At 74.2% G+C, this 14,430-nt stretch carries 14 protein-coding genes; 6 read left to right on the plus strand and 8 right to left on the minus strand.

The features are described from left to right. The first annotated feature begins 169 nt into the window (after positions 1–169). The 6 genes from ACY34I_RS07835 to ACY34I_RS07860 all read left to right on the plus strand — a co-directional run bounded on the left by ACY34I_RS07835 (position 170) and on the right by ACY34I_RS07860 (position 6,616). Positions 170–1,390, plus strand: a complete 1,221-nt coding sequence (locus ACY34I_RS07835; RefSeq protein WP_462753865.1) for a THUMP-like domain-containing protein — start codon at positions 170–172, stop codon at positions 1,388–1,390. Positions 1,391–1,440: 50 nt separating this feature from the next. Further along, positions 1,441–1,920 (plus strand): Cys-tRNA(Pro) deacylase, encoded by a 480-nt coding sequence (gene ybaK, locus ACY34I_RS07840; protein WP_462753866.1) that lies wholly within the window; start codon positions 1,441–1,443, stop codon positions 1,918–1,920. A 214-nt stretch (positions 1,921–2,134) separates the two neighbouring features. Continuing rightward, complete coding sequence (locus ACY34I_RS07845; protein WP_462753868.1) at positions 2,135–3,229, plus strand: sugar ABC transporter substrate-binding protein; 1,095 nt, start codon at positions 2,135–2,137, stop codon at positions 3,227–3,229. 116 nt (positions 3,230–3,345) lie between these two features. Next, a complete protein-coding gene (locus tag ACY34I_RS07850) occupies positions 3,346–4,155 on the plus strand; it encodes an ATP-binding cassette domain-containing protein (RefSeq protein ID WP_148793590.1) in 810 nt (269 codons plus the stop codon). After that, positions 4,152–5,411: a sugar ABC transporter permease gene (locus ACY34I_RS07855; protein ID WP_462753871.1), complete on the plus strand. Its 1,260-nt coding sequence runs from the start codon at positions 4,152–4,154 to the stop codon at positions 5,409–5,411. Before ACY34I_RS07850 ends, ACY34I_RS07855 begins: the two co-directional genes overlap by 4 nt. A gap of 23 nt (positions 5,412–5,434) precedes the next feature. Further along, positions 5,435–6,616 (plus strand): ROK family protein, encoded by a 1,182-nt coding sequence (locus ACY34I_RS07860; protein ID WP_148793585.1) that lies wholly within the window; start codon positions 5,435–5,437, stop codon positions 6,614–6,616. 5 nt (positions 6,617–6,621) lie between these two features. Here the strand turns inward: ACY34I_RS07860 and ACY34I_RS07865 are convergent, their stop codons facing one another. From ACY34I_RS07865 to ung, 8 genes are all read right to left on the minus strand, one after another. Then, the gene (locus tag ACY34I_RS07865; protein WP_462753873.1) at positions 6,622–8,418 is read right to left on the minus strand and encodes an ABC transporter ATP-binding protein; all 1,797 of its coding nucleotides are present in this window, start codon (positions 8,416–8,418) and stop codon (positions 6,622–6,624) included. Continuing rightward, positions 8,415–10,121, minus strand: a complete 1,707-nt coding sequence (locus ACY34I_RS07870) for an ABC transporter ATP-binding protein (protein ID WP_462753875.1) — start codon at positions 10,119–10,121, stop codon at positions 8,415–8,417. Before ACY34I_RS07870 ends, ACY34I_RS07865 begins: the two co-directional genes overlap by 4 nt. 71 nt (positions 10,122–10,192) lie before the next feature. Next, positions 10,193–10,447 carry a hypothetical protein gene (locus tag ACY34I_RS07875; protein ID WP_148793579.1) on the minus strand — a complete coding sequence of 85 codons (255 nt, stop codon included), beginning with the start codon at positions 10,445–10,447 and terminating at the stop codon, positions 10,193–10,195. A 15-nt stretch (positions 10,448–10,462) separates the two neighbouring features. Beyond that, positions 10,463–11,509, minus strand: a complete 1,047-nt coding sequence (gene tsaD, locus ACY34I_RS07880; RefSeq protein ID WP_462753877.1) for a tRNA (adenosine(37)-N6)-threonylcarbamoyltransferase complex transferase subunit TsaD — start codon at positions 11,507–11,509, stop codon at positions 10,463–10,465. Between the two features lie 5 nt (positions 11,510–11,514). Further along, positions 11,515–11,967, minus strand: coding sequence for a ribosomal protein S18-alanine N-acetyltransferase (gene rimI / locus ACY34I_RS07885; protein WP_462753879.1), 453 nt, complete (start codon positions 11,965–11,967; stop codon positions 11,515–11,517). Continuing rightward, the gene (tsaB, locus tag ACY34I_RS07890; RefSeq protein WP_462753881.1) at positions 11,964–12,641 is read right to left on the minus strand and encodes a tRNA (adenosine(37)-N6)-threonylcarbamoyltransferase complex dimerization subunit type 1 TsaB; all 678 of its coding nucleotides are present in this window, start codon (positions 12,639–12,641) and stop codon (positions 11,964–11,966) included. The genes rimI and tsaB overlap by 4 nt, the downstream gene beginning before the upstream one ends. An 85-nt stretch (positions 12,642–12,726) precedes the next feature. Then, the gene (locus tag ACY34I_RS07895) at positions 12,727–13,578 is read right to left on the minus strand and encodes a maleylpyruvate isomerase N-terminal domain-containing protein (protein WP_462753883.1); all 852 of its coding nucleotides are present in this window, start codon (positions 13,576–13,578) and stop codon (positions 12,727–12,729) included. 118 nt (positions 13,579–13,696) lie between these two features. Further along, the gene (gene ung / locus ACY34I_RS07900) at positions 13,697–14,398 is read right to left on the minus strand and encodes a uracil-DNA glycosylase (RefSeq protein WP_462753885.1); all 702 of its coding nucleotides are present in this window, start codon (positions 14,396–14,398) and stop codon (positions 13,697–13,699) included. Between the last annotated feature and the right edge of the window lie 32 nt (positions 14,399–14,430).

Consider the following 14,430-nt stretch of genomic DNA (forward strand, 5'->3'; position numbering starts at 1 on the left):
CGCCACATCGGCGACCCCGCAGCATCCGCCCCGCCGGACCCCGCCACATCGGCGACCCCGCAGCGTCCGCCCCGCCGACACCACCAAGTCGGCGAGGTCGCGGTGTCCCGGGCCGTCGGAGCCCGCCACCTCGGCGACCGGCCGGAGGCAGGGCCGGGAGAATGGGCGGGTGGATCTCGACCAGTTCGCCGCGCTGCGTACCCCCGAGGGGTCGGCCGCGCTCGCGGCGGCCGCCGAGGTGGCCGGCGGCGACCCGCTGAGCGCGGCGGCCCGGCTCCGCGCGGCGGGGATCCCGGCCGGGCTGGCCGCCGCCGCGCTCACCCAGGCCGAGCTGCGGCGCCGGGCGGTCGGCAAGTTCGGGCCGGAGGGCGCCGACATGTTCCTCACCCGCCCCGGGTTGGAGCAGGCCACCCGGCGGGTGGTCGCCGACCGGCGGGCCGCACGGCTGCGCGCCGCCGGCGTGCGCAGCCTCGCCGACCTGGGGTGCGGCCTCGGCGCCGACGCGCTCGCCGCCGCCCGCGCGGGCATCCGGGTGTACGGGGTGGAGGCCGACCCGGTGACCGCCGCGATGGCCGCCGCGAACGCCGAGGCGGCCGGGCTGGCCGAGCTGGTGACCGTCGAGTGCGGGGACGCCACGGCGTTCGACGTGACCCGGGTGGACGCGGTCTTCTGCGACCCGGCGCGGCGGACGACCGGCACCGGGCGGCGGATCTTCGACCCGAACGCCTACTCGCCACCCTGGGACTTCGTCACCGGGCTGGCCGAGCGGGTGCCGCGGACCGTGGTCAAGGTGGCCCCGGGGCTGGACCACGCGCTGATCCCGGCGGGCGCCGAGGCGGAGTGGGTCAGCGTGGCCGGCGACCTGGTCGAGGCCGCCCTCTGGTGCGGCGAACTGGCCGAGGTCCCCCGCCGCGCGACCCTGCTGAAGGAGGGGCCCCCTCCTGACGCCTCCGCTGACGGAGGGGCCCGCTGCTGGCAGCTGACCGGCTCCGGGGAGAACGAGGCGCCGGTGGGACCGGTCCGGCGGTACGTGTCCGACCCGGACCCGGCGGTGGTTCGGGCCCACCTGCTCGCCGAACTGGCCGCGGACCTGGGCGGGACGCTGGCCGACCCGAGCATCGCCTACCTCTACACGGACGGCCGAGCCGTCACCGCCTTCGCCCGCTGCCTGGAGGTCACCGACGTGCTGCCGTTCTCGCTGAAGCGGCTGCGCGCCCTGCTCCGGGAGCGCCGGGTAGGCCGGGTGGAGATCCTCAAGCGCGGCTCGGCGCTGGAACCGGAGAAGCTGCGCCGGGACCTGAAGCTCGCCGGCGACGCGGCGGCCAGCCTGGTGCTGACCCGGGTGGACGGCGCGCCGACCGTGCTGGTGTGCCGGCCGGTAACGGGCTGAGAGCGGATTCGGCTCGCCCCGCAGGGGCGGGCGGGACTAGTTTGTCGGGCATGGCGGGACAGGGCACTCCGGCGACGGCGCTGCTGGCGAAGCGGAGGATCACGCACAGCACCCACCCGTACCAGGTCTCACCGGACGCGCCGAACTACGGCGCGCTGGTCGCGGCGGCCCTCGGGGTGCCGCCGGAGCGGGTGTTCAAGTCCCTGGTCACCGAGGTCGACGGCGCGCTGACCGTGGCGGTCGTGCCGGTCACCGGCGAGCTGGACCTCAAGGCCCTCGCTGCCGCGGCCGGCGGCAAGCGGGCCACCATGGCGGACCGGGCCGTGGCCGAGCGGGCCACCGGCTACGTGCGCGGCGGGATCAGCCCGCTGGGTCAGCGCAAGCGGCTGCCGACCGTGGTCGACGCGTCCGCCCTGGGCCACCCGACCGTCTACGTCTCGGCGGGCCGCCGCGGCCTGCAACTGCAACTCGCGCCGGCAGATCTGGTCGCGCTGACCGGCGCCGTCACCGCACCGATCGCCGCCGCCTGAGCCTCCCTGGCACCCCACCCGGGGGCGTTCCCGCACCTCGCGGGAGAGCGCTCTCAGCCGAGTGACAGCGAGGCGACAATCGCGTTGCTGAATTGTTACCGCCGCCAACAAACTACTGACCTCGGCAGTCTTGCGCTCTCCGCGCGCCCAGGAATACGTTGCCGGACACAACAAACACCGACCACTCCCCCACCCCCGGAAAGGACCCGAGCACATGCGCAAGGGCTTCCTCACCTTCGCCGCCGTCGGCCTGCTGGCCACCGGCAGCGTGGCCGCCTGTGGCGACAACGGCGGTTCCGACCAGGCCGGCAGCGCCAAGAAGCCGAAGATCGGCGTGATCCTCCCGGACAGCAAGTCCTCCGCCCGCTGGGAGGGCGCGGACCGCAAGTTCCTGGAGGAGGCCTTCAAGGCCGCCGGCGTCGACTACACCATCCAGAACGCCCAGGGCGACAAGTCCGCCTTCTCCACCATCGCGGACGGCATGCTGACCAGCGGCGTTACCGCCCTGATGATCGTCAACCTGGACTCCGGGACCGGCAAGGCGGTGCTGGAGAAGGCGAAGTCGCAGGGCGTCGCCACCATCGACTACGACCGGCTGACCCTGGGCGGCTCCGCCCAGTACTACGTCAGCTTCGACAACGAGGCCGTCGGCAAGCTCCAGGGCGAGGGCCTGAGCAAGTGCCTGACCGACAAGGGCGCCAAGAACCCGGTCGTCGCGTACCTGAACGGCTCGCCGACCGACAACAACGCCACCCTGTTCAAGAACGGCTACGACTCGGTGCTCAAGCCGAAGTTCAACGCCAAGGAGTACGTCAAGGGCCCGGACCAGTCCGTCCCGGACTGGGACAACGCGCAGGCCGGCGTCATCTTCGAGCAGATGCTGACCCAGACCAAGGGCAAGATCGACGGCGTGCTCGCGGCCAACGACGGCCTCGGCAACGCGGCCATCTCGGTGCTGAAGAAGAACCAGCTCAACGGCAAGGTCCCGGTGACCGGCCAGGACGCCACGCCGCAGGGCCTGCAGAACATCCTCGCCGGTGACCAGTGCATGACGGTCTACAAGGCGATCAAGAAGGAGGCGGACGCGGCCGCCGATCTCGCCATCTCGCTCGCCAAGGGTCAGCGGAAGGACACCGGCCAGTCGGTGAAGGACCCGGAGAGCGGTCGGGACGTCGCCGCCGTGCTGCTCGAGCCGAAGGCCATCTACAAGGACAACGTCAAGGACGTCGTGGCCGACGGCTTCGTGACCAAGGACGAGCTCTGCACCGGGGCGTACGCCAAGCTCTGCGCCGACGCCGGCATCAGCTGACCCGTACGCGACGCCATCCCGCTCCGGCGACGCCGCCCGGCACGGTGACCACCGTGCCGGGCGGGCGCGCCACCGGACGGGCTCCGAGATCTCCCCTCCGCGCAAAGGAGACCCCCGTGTCCGCAACCCCCCTGCTGGAACTGCGCGGGATCGACAAGAGCTTCGGTCCCGTCCAGGTGCTGCGCGACGTCGCCCTCTCCGCCCACCCCGGCGAGGTGACGGCGCTGGTCGGCGACAACGGCGCCGGCAAGTCCACGCTGGTCAAGTGCATCAGCGGCATCTACCCCACCGACGCCGGCGAGTTTCTCTTCGAGGGCCGCCCGGTGCACATCAACAACCCCCGGGACGCCGCCGCGCTCGGCATCGAGGTCGTCTACCAGGACCTCGCGCTCTGCGACAACCTCGACATCGTGCAGAACATGTTCCTCGGGCGGGAGAAGCGCAGCGGGATCGTGCTCGACGAGCCGACCATGGAGCAGATGGCCGCCGAGACCCTGGCCGGGCTCAGCGTCCGCACCGTCAAGTCGCTGCGCCAGCACGTCTCCAGCCTCTCCGGCGGCCAGCGCCAGACCGTGGCGATCGCCAAGGCGGTGCTCTGGAACAGCAAGCTGGTCATCCTGGACGAGCCGACCGCCGCGCTCGGCGTCGCGCAGACCGCGCAGGTGCTGGAGCTGGTCCGCCGGCTGGCCGACAAGGGGCTGGCTGTGGTGCTCATCTCGCACAACATGAACGACGTCTTCGCCGTCTCCGACCGGATCGCCGCGCTCTACCTCGGCCAGATGGTCGCCCAGGTGAAGACCACCGACATCACCCACTCGCAGGTGGTCGAGCTGATCACCGCCGGCCGCTCCGGCAACCTCGGCCTGCGTGCCGAGTCGGGCAACGGCAGCGAGCCCGCCGACGCGACCCCAGGAGCCCTCCGATGACCACCACCGTCGTGCAGCAGGAAGGGCCGGCGGCCGTCACGCCGGCGCCCACCGTCGGCGACCACGTCCGCAGCTACGTGGCCCGGGTACGGGGTGGCGACCTCGGTTCCCTGCCCGCCGTCATCGGCCTCGTCGTGCTCTGCCTGGTCTTCGCGATCGTCCGCCCGGTCTTCTTCTCCGCGGCGAACTTCGCGAACCTGTTCACCCAGGGCGCGGCGGTCACGGTGATCGCGATGGGCCTGATCTTCGTGCTGCTGCTCGGCGAGATCGACCTCTCGGCCGGCTTCGCCAGCGGCGTCTGCGCCGCGATCCTGGCCAACGTGGTCACCGTGCTGGGCTACCCGTGGTACGTGGCGGTCCTCGCCGCGCTGGCCACCGGCGTGGTGATCGGCCTGACCCTGGGCTTCCTGGTGGCCAAGGTGGGCATCCCGTCCTTCGTGGTCACGCTGGCCGGCTTCCTCGCCTTCCAGGGCGTGGTGCTGCTGCTGATGAAGGAGGGCACCAACATCTCGATCAGCGACGGGGTCATCGTCGGCATCGAGAACGACCGGATCCCGCCGGCCATCGGCTGGCTGCTGGCCGCCGTCGCGGTCCTCGGGTACGCCGCCGCACAGCTGCTGCGGCACCGGAACCGGGTCACCCGCGGCCTGATCACCGACCCGATGGTGGTGGTGCTCGCCCGGATCGCCGGGCTCGCCGTGCTGATCGGCCTCGCCGTCCTCGTGCTCAACCAGGAACGCAGCATCAATCCGCTGATCACCTCGAACAAGGGCATGCCGGTGGTCGTGCCGATCATCGGGGTGCTGCTCGTCTTCTGGACGTTCGTGCTCAACCGCACCGCATACGGCCGGCACCTCTACGCGGTCGGCGGCAACCAGGAGGCCGCCCGGCGTGCCGGCATCAACGTCGACCGCATCAAGATCTCCGCGTTCGTGATCTGCTCCGCCATGGCGGCGATCGGCGGCATCATCGCGGCCAGCAAGGACCGGTCCGTCGACCCGAACACCGGTGGCAGCAACGTCCTGCTGTACGCCGTCGGCGCGGCGGTCATCGGCGGCACCAGCCTGTTCGGCGGCAAGGGCCGGATGATCAACGCGGTGCTCGGTGGCGCCGTGGTGGCTGTCATCATCAACGGCATGGGACTGCTGGACCTGAGCTCCGGCCTGAAGTACATCTTCACCGGTCTGGTGCTGCTGCTCGCCGCCGGTGTCGACGCACTGTCCCGGCGGCGCTCCGCCGCCACCGGTACCCGCTGAACTCTCCCGAGATGGTCGTAGCAATGCGTACAGGTCCCAGCCAGGACGACATCCGTCGGCAGAACCTGGGCGCGTTGCTGCGCTACGTGCACGTGCACGGCGCCACCACCCGCGCCGAGCTGACCACCGCCCTCGGGCTCAACCGCAGCACCATCGGCGCGCTGACCGCCGACCTGGCCGGCGCCGGTCTGGTCAGCGAGGGGACGCCGCGGGAGACCGGCCGGGCCGGACGACCGTCGTTGGTCGTCCGGCCCGAGTCGGCCCGGGTCTACGCGTACGCGTACAGCGTGGAGGTGGACCGGCTGCGGGCCGCGCGGATCGGTCTGGGTGGTGTGGTACTCGACCGCCGGGAGCTGGACCGGCCGCGGAACCTGGTCGCCGGGGAGGCCGCGCCACTGCTGGCCGGCGCGGTCAAGGAGATGCACCAGTCGGTGCCGGCGGACTCCATCTGCATCGGGGCCGGCGTCGCCGTCTGCGGCATGGTCCGCCGGGAGGACGGGCTGGTCCGGCTGAGCCCGACCACGGGCTGGGTGGACGAGCCGATCGGCGCGGCGCTCGCCGCCGAACTGGGCATCGACGTGCCGATCACGGTGGGCAACGTGGCCGACGTGGCCGCCTTCGCCGAGCACGCCCGCGGCGTCGCGGCCGGCTGCGACAACGTCATCTACCTGTACGGGGACGTGGGCGTCGGGGCCGGCATCATCGCCGGCGGGCGGCGGCTCACCGGGCACGGCGGCTACAGCGGCGAGGTCGGCCACATGGTGGTGGTCCGCGACGGCGTGCTCTGCGACTGCGGGCACCGGGGCTGCTGGGAGACCGAGATCGGCGAGCACGGCCTGCTCCGGGCCGCCGGCCGGTCCGACGCCCGGGGCCGAGAGGCGTTGCTGGCCGTCTTCGACGCGGCCGACCGGGGCGACGCCCGCGCCCAGACCGCCGTCCGGCAGGCCGGCGACTGGCTCGGCTTCGGGGTGGCCAACCTGGTCAACATCTTCAACCCGGAGATGGTCATCTTCGGCGGCACCATGCGCGACCTCTACCTGGCCGCCGCCGCCCAGGTGCGCAGTCGGCTCAACTCCAACGGGCTGCCCGCCTGCCTGGAGCACGTGCGGCTGCGTACGCCCAAGCTCGGCGAGGACGCGGCGCTGATCGGGGCCGCCGAACTGGCCTTCGACCGCCTCCTCGCCGACCCCCTCGACGTCGGCTGACGACCTCAGCCGTGCCAGGAGCGCCAGAGCGCGGCGTAAGAGCCGCCGGCGGCGACCAGCTCGTCGTGGGAGCCCAGCTCGGTGATCCGGCCGTCCTCCACCACCGCCACCCGGTCGGCGTCGTGGGCGGAGAAGAGCCGGTGCGCGATGGCGATGACCGTCCGCCCCGCCAACACGGCGGCCAGGGAGCGTTCCAGCGCCCGGGCGGCGCGCGGATCGATCAGCGAGGTGGCCTCGTCCAGCACCAGCGTGTGCGGGTCGGCGAGCACCAGTCGGGCCAGCGCGAGCTGCTGTGCCTGGGCGGGCGAGAGCGGGTGTCCGCCCGCCCCGACCCGGGTGTCCAGCCCGTCCGGCAACGCCTCCGCCCAGCCCAGCGCGTCAACGGCGGCCAGCGCGGCGCGTACCCGGGCCGGCTCCGCGTCCGGGCGGACCATCGCCACGTTCTCGGCCAGGGTGCCGATGAAGACGTGGTGCTCCTGGCTGACCAGCGCGACGTGGCTCCGCAGCTCGGCCAGGGGCAGCCCGATGAGCGGCCGGCCGTCCACGGTGACCGAGCCGGAGCGGGGCGGATGCACGCCGGCCAGCAGCCGCCCCAGCGTGGACTTCCCCGCGCCGGACGGGCCCACCATGGCCAGCTTCTCCCCCGGCCGGGGCACCAGGGTCACCCCGTGCAGCACGTCGTGCCCCGCCCGGTACGCGTACCGGACGTCGTGCGCGGCCAGCCGGCCGGCACCCGGCGCCGGCCCCCGGCCGGCGGGCTCCGCCTGGTCGTCGGCCGGATCGACGGCGCGGTCAGCGGCGGGATTGGCGGCGCGGTTGGCGGCGGGGTCGGCGGCCACCCCGAGCAGGCGGGCCAGCGAGGCGCCGCCGACCTGAAGCTCGTCCAGCCAGGCGAGGAGCCGGTCGACCGGGTCCACCAGTTGCTGGGCGTAGAGGGTGGCCGCGGTGACCTGCCCGAGGCTCACCCAGCCCTTGAGGTGGAACCAACCACCGATGAGCAGGGTGGCCACCACCGGTACGACGTACCCGAACTCGGCCACCGGCCAGAAGACCGTGCGCAGGTACAGGGTGTAGCGCTCGGCCGCGTACGACCGGCGGATGTCGGCGTCGGTGCGGGCCCGGCGGCGGGCCTGCTGCCGCAGCGCCTCCGTGGTCCGGGACCCCTCCACCACCTCGCTGATCCCGTCGGTGATGTCCGAGTACGCCGCGTTCTCCCGCAGGTAGCCCTCCGGCGCGCGGCGCAGGTACCAGCGGGTGCCGGCGACCAGCACCGGGACCGCCAGCAGCGCGGGCAGCACCAGCAGCGGGCCGGTCAGCAGCAGCGCGCCGAGGATCAGCAGCACGGTGACCGCCGAGATCAGCGTCTCCGGCACGGCGAACCGCACCGTCCGGGAGAGCGCCGAGACGTCTCGGGAGGTGCGGGTGAGCAGGTCGCCGGTGCCGGCGCGCTCCACCGTGGCCAGCGGCAGGGCGAGCACCCGCTCGACGAACTCCTCGCGCAGCTCGGCGAGGACCCGCTCGCCGAGCCGGGCCGAGGCCAGGTGGGCGAAGCGGACCAGCACCGACTGGGCGACCACGAAACCGGCGATGGCCAGCGCGATCCGGTCGACGGTGACGCTGCCGACACCCCGCGAGATCCCCTCCACCAGGTCGCCGAGGAGGCGGGGCGCGACCAGGCCGGCGGCCGCGGCGAGCGCGTGCAGGCCGAGCGCGGCGGCCAGCCCGCGCGGGTGCCGGCGGACCAGGGCCCGCGCGTACCGGCGGACCTGGCCGGCGTCGGCGACGGGCAGGGCGGCGCTCACCGGTCCTCCTCCCGGCTCACCGTGGCCGCGTAACGTGGCTCGGCGGCGAGCAGCTCCTCGTGGCGGCCCTCCGCGACCACCTTGCCGTCCTCCACGAACACCACGTGCTCGGCGCGGCCGAGCACCAGCGGACTGGTGGTGCAGACGAGCGTGGTCCGGCCGGGACGCGCGGCGGACAACCGGTCGGCGATCCGCGCCTCGGTGTGCGCGTCCACCGCGCTGGTCGGCTCGACCAGGATCAGCGTCTCCGGGTCCGCGACCAGCGCCCGGGCCAGCCGGAGCCGCTGCCGCTGCCCGCCGGAGAACTCCCGGCCACGTTCGGCCACCGGGCTGTCCAGCCCGTCGGGCAGCGCCTCGACGATGTCGGTCGCGCCGGCCGTGGCCAGCGCCGCCTCGACCGCGGCCCGGTCGCCCCGGTCGTGCGGGTCCAGCTCCGTCCACAGCGGGCCACTGAAGAGCTGCGCGTCGTTGTCGACCACCAGGATCCGCTCGCGCACCGTCGCCAGTGCCACGTCCCGCAGCGGTACGCCGTGCAGCGTCACGTCCGCGTCGACGTACCGGCCGAGCCGGTCGGCGATCTCGGCCGCGTCCTCCGGGGCGCTGGCCGCCAGCGCGGTGAGCCGGCCCGGCCGCAGCACCAGCCCCGACCGGACGTCCACCAGCTCGCCCGGCCCGGCGGGCAGCGGCACCGGTCGGGCCGGGTCGGTGAACTCCGGGGCGAGGCGGAGCAGCCGGACCACCCGACGGGCGGCGACGTGCCCCCGGGTCAGCTTGTCCGCCGCCTCGGTGAGGTTACGCAGCGGGCTGACCAGGAAGGCGGTGTAGCCGTAGAACGCGACGAGTTGACCGGCGCTGATCTCGCCGGCCAGCGCGAACCGGGCCCCCAGCCAGGTCACCAGCACCACGAAGACGCCGGGCAGCAGGATCTGCGCCGCCTGGAGCAGCGACTCCACCCGGGCCACCCGCAGGCCGTCGGCGCGCAGCGCCTGGGACTGCTCCCGGTACCGGGCGCCCAGCACCGGTTCCCCGCCCACGCCGCGCAGCACCCGCAACCCGGAGACGATGTCGGCGGCGCGGGCGGTGAGCCGGCCGGTCGAGTCCCGGTACGCCGCCTGCTGCCGGTGCAGCGGCCGGATCAGCAGCGCCACCAGCCCCATCAGCAGCGGCACGCCGAGCACCACAACCAGCCCGAGCGGCAGGGACGCGGTGAGCAGGATCATCGCCACGGTGACGATCGCCACCACCGACCCGGCGCCCCGGGCGGTGATGTCGATGGCGCTGCCGATGTGCTCGATGTCGGCCGTGCCGATGCTGACCACCTCGCCCGCGGCGACCCGACGGGGCAGCGCGGCACCGAGCCGGTTGGTGGCGTCCACGGCGACCTGCACGGTCCGGTACGCGGCGCCGAGCCAGTTGTGTACCGCGCAGCGGTGCCGGAGGATGCCCGCGGTGGCCTGGAGGAGACCCAGCCCCAGCAGCACGAGCCCCCAGCGCAGCAGGGCGTCCGGGTCGCCGTGGGCGAGACCGGCGTCGATGGCCCGGCCGACGGCGGCCGGCATCAGCGCCTGCGCCACCATCCAGACGACGCCGAGCGCGAGGCCGGTGCCGAAGATCAGCGGGTGTCGACCGGCCAGCCAGACCAGGTAACGGGTGGCGGACCGGGCGTCGGGGGTGCCGGGATCGCCGGCCGGGGAGAAACGCATGACGCCTCGACGCTAGGTGGCCGACGGCCGGCCACGCCAACCAATTCCCGCCGCCGGCCGGCCCTGCCGGGTCAGCGGTCGACCTGCGTGAAGTCCCAGGCGTGCGGCGGCCGCGCCACCAGCCGCATCGGCGGCTCGGGCAGCTCCCGCGGGTTGCTCCGCCACTTGGAGATCACCACCAGCCGGTGGTCGGTGGAGGAGAACACCTCGCTGGACAGGTGCAGCGGGTCGTGCTCGAACTCGGGCAGCACGGTCTCGCAGACCCAGGTGATCAGGTCGGCGAAGCCGTACGGCTCGGCCTTCGCCTCCCACATCCGCACGATCACGTCGTTCCCTCCCGCTCAGACGCTGACCACGGTCAGCGGCATCGCGGAGTCGGCGGGCAGGTCGAGGCGGCTCGGGGCGACGCCCGAGGCGACCAGGTGCGAGCCCAGCGCGGCCACCATCGCGCCGTTGTCGGTGCAGAGGTTCGGGCGGGGCGTACGTATCCGGATGCCGTGCTTGGCCGCCCGCTCCTCGGCCATCGCCCGCAGCCGCGAGTTGGCCGCCACCCCGCCGCCGATCACCAGCGTCTCGATCCCGCTGCTCCGGCAGGCGTCCAGCGCCTTGCCGACCAGCACGTCGCAGACCGCCTCCTGGAAGGACGCGGCCACGTCGGCGACCGGGACCGGCTCGCCGGCCCGCTGCCGCGCCTCCACCCAGCGGGCCACCGCCGTCTTCAGGCCGGAGAAGGAGAAGTCGTAGCGGTGGGCGGCCAGGTCCTTGGGCGCGGTCAGGCCGCGCGGGAAGGCGATGGCCGCCCGGTCACCGGCCCGCGCCTCCCGGTCGATCCACGGGCCGCCCGGGAACGGCAGCCCGAGCAGCCGGGCCACCTTGTCGAACGCCTCACCGGCGGCGTCGTCGATGGTGGCGCCGAGCGGGGTGACCCCCCGGGCCAGGTCGTCGACGCGCAGCAGCGAGGAGTGCCCGCCGGAGACCAGCAGGGCGATCGCCGGCTCGGGCAGCGGGCCGTGCTCCAGGGTGTCCACCGCGACGTGCGCGGCGAGGTGGTTCACCCCGTACACCGGCTTCTCGGCGGCGACCGCGTACCCCTTGGCCGCGGCGACTCCGACGAGCAGCGCGCCCGCCAGGCCCGGCCCGGAGGTGACGGCGATCGCGTCGATGTCCGCGATGGTCACCCCGGCCTGCTTCAATGCCCGGTCCATGGTGGGCACGATGGCCTCCAGGTGGGCCCGGCTGGCCACCTCGGGCACCACGCCGCCGAACCGGGCGTGCTGCTCGACGCTGGAGGCCAATGCGTCGGCGAGCAGGGTGTGCCCGCGCACGATGCCGACCCCGGTCTCGTCGCAGGAGGTCTCGATGCCGAGGATCAGGGGTTCGTCAGCCATGCTCGTCAGTCCTCGTTGCGCTGCATGACCAGCGCGTCGGTGTTGCTCGGTTGGTAGTAGCCGCGGCGCACGCCGATCGGCTCGAAGCCGTACGTCGCGTAGAGCCGCTGCGCCGGGGCGTTGTCCGCGGCGACCTCGAGCAGCGTGCTGCGGACCCCGCGCTGGGCCGCCTCGGCGAGCAGCGCCTCCAGCAGCGCGCGGCCGATCCCGCGGCGCTGCGCGTCGCGCCGGACCGCGATGTTCTGCACCCACGCCTCGTCGGGCGGCGCCACCAGCAGCCCCGCGTAGCCGAGCACGGCCCCGTCGGGGTCGGTGGCGACCAGGTAGAAGTGCCCGTTGGCCAGCTCGTTCCAGAACATCGCCGGGGACCACTGCTCGACGCCGAAGAGGTCCGCCTCGAGCGGCAGCACCTGGTCGATGTGCCACCAGCGGAACCGGCCGAGCCGTACCTCCGTCATGGCAGGACCGGCTTGTGGCCGGTCGCCGCGACGGCGTCCGGGCGGCGCAGGTAGAGCGGGGTGAGCGGCTCGCCGGGGGCGCCCGCGCGGATCCGCTCGGCGGCGAGCCGGGCCAGCGCCGTCGCGTCCGGGTAACGCGGCTCGGCGCGCACCGGAAGGCCCAGGACGTCCGCGTACCGGTGGGCGCCGTCGCCGACCGCGACGGTGACGGCCAGGTCCCGGGCGCGCTCCGCGGCGACCGCGGGGGTGTCCACGTTCGGCCCGGCGATCCGCTGGCCGGCGCCGTCGTAGACGGCCCAGTAGACCTCCCGGCGTCGGGCGTCGCTGGCCGCCAGGACCGGCTCGCCGGCGGCCGCCGGCTGGCCCATCCCGTCCAGCGAGCAGACCCCGTACGTGGGGATGCCGAGCACCTGGCCCATGGTGGCCGCGGTGACCAGGCCGACCCGCAGCCCGGTGAACGGCCCCGGGCCGAGCCCGGCGACGATCGCGGCCAGGTCGGCGGCGCGGGCGTCCGCGTCGGCCAGCACCGCGTCGACCTGCGGGGCGAGCAGCTCCCCGTGGGCCCGGGCGTCGACCGTGCACCGCTGCGCGCGGGTCGCGACCGCGTCCGCCGAGACCTCGACCAGGGCCGCGGTCACCGCGGGCGTCGAGGAGTCCACCACGAGTACGAGCACAATGTGCCAGCCTAGTCGCCACTCCGGTTACCGGCGGTGACGCCCCTCCCCGCCCGGGACGGCACCGGGGCCGTGGCCGGCGGGCTCAGCTCGGCGTGCGGAACACCCGGAGGAACGATGGCAGCAGCCACGGTCGCGGGCCGCCGATCCGGACCCGGCCGGTGAGCACCGCGCGGGCCCGGCTGACCCGGCCGAACATCATCAGGTTGAGCGTCGGCGGGTGGAAGCGGATGGTGACGTCCGGCCGCTCCGCCGGCTCGGCGAACCGCACCCGCCCGTGGTCCATGGTGAGCGTCAGGGGCGCCGACCAGGCGGAGGTGAACCGCACGACGATCCGGGGCCGCCGGGGCGGGTCGACCCCGTCGAGCAGCCGGCCGTAGCCGTGCCGGACCACCCCGGCCATGAACAGCTCCAGGAACAGCGCGGCGTCCCGCGGCGGGACGGTCCACGGCCGGCGGGCCGCGCGGGCGATGTCGTGGCCGTGCACGAGCAGCTCGTTGACCAGGTGGGCGAGCAGGCCGGCGAGGGGCACCCGGGCGTCGCCGAGCCAGGGCACCACCTCGTCCGGCCCGCGGTCCGCGCAGCGCGCCAGCAGGCGGTCGACGTCCCCGCGCAGCCGGTCGAGCAGGCGCGCGGGGTCACGGTCGGTCAGGTGCCGGAGCACCAGGTCGTTGGCGTCGGCCACGGTGTCGACGGTGACCAGCGGGAGCTGCTCGTCGAGGCCGGGGATCGGCAGCGGTTCGCTGGCCGGGTCGACCAGCCGGACGTAGTACCAGGCCAGCGACACCAGGTGGGCCAGGGTGTCGGTGACCGTCCAGTCGGCGGTCGCCATGGTGTCGGGCCGGACGGAGCCGGCCAGCGCGAGGAACCGGTCGGCGTTCGCCGCCAGCGCGGCCGGCGCCGTCGACCAGCCGTCCGAGGTGATGGTCGCGGACACGCTTCCTCCCCGTCTGCCGTAGCCGGGGCAGAGCCTACTACCGTGCGCCACGAAGCGATAGCCCTGAGTCAATAGGGCGTCCCGCCACCCGCCCGGGCGGCTGGCCGTCCCCGGGCGGTCAGCCGGCGGAGCGTTCCCAGTCGACGGTGGGCAGGCCGGCGTCGGCCAGCGCCTTGTTCGCCGCGCTGAACGGCCGGCTGCCGAGGAAGCCGCGCGGGTTCATCGGGCTGGGGTGGCCGGCCTCCAGCACCACGTGCCGCGGGTTGGTGACCAGGGCCGCCTTCTTGCGCGCGTATCCGCCCCAGAGCAGGAAGACCACCCGCTGGTCGAGGGCGTCCAGGGCGCGGATGGTGGCGTCGGTGAACTCCTCCCAGCCCTTGTTGGCGTGCGAGCCCGGGGTGGCCTGCCGGACGGTGAGCACCGAGTTGAGCAGCAGCACGCCCTGCGCCGCCCAGCCGGTCAGGTTGCCGCTGCGCGGCTTCGGCACGCCCAGGTCCTCGCCGAGCTCCTTGAAGACGTTGCGCAGCGACGGCGGCACCGCCACCCCGTCGCGGACGCTGAAGCTCAGCCCGTGCGCCTGCCCCGCCTTGTGGTAGGGGTCCTGCCCGAGGATCAGCACCCGGCACTCCGCCGGCCCGCACAGCCGGTAGGCGGAGAACAGGTCCTCGACCGGCGGGAAGACCGTCTGGGTCGCGTACTCCCCGGCGACGAACTCGGCCAGCGCCGTGGTGCTGGCCGGGTCGAGGTGCGGGGTGAGCGCCGCGCGCCACGCGTCGGGGAGGAGCGCCAGCAGGTCGAGGGTGGGGGCGTCGTGGGGCATCGGCAACCTTCCGCCGGTCTGATCGGTCCCGG

This window comes from Micromonospora sp. RTBAU3-60, assembly GCF_054963695.1.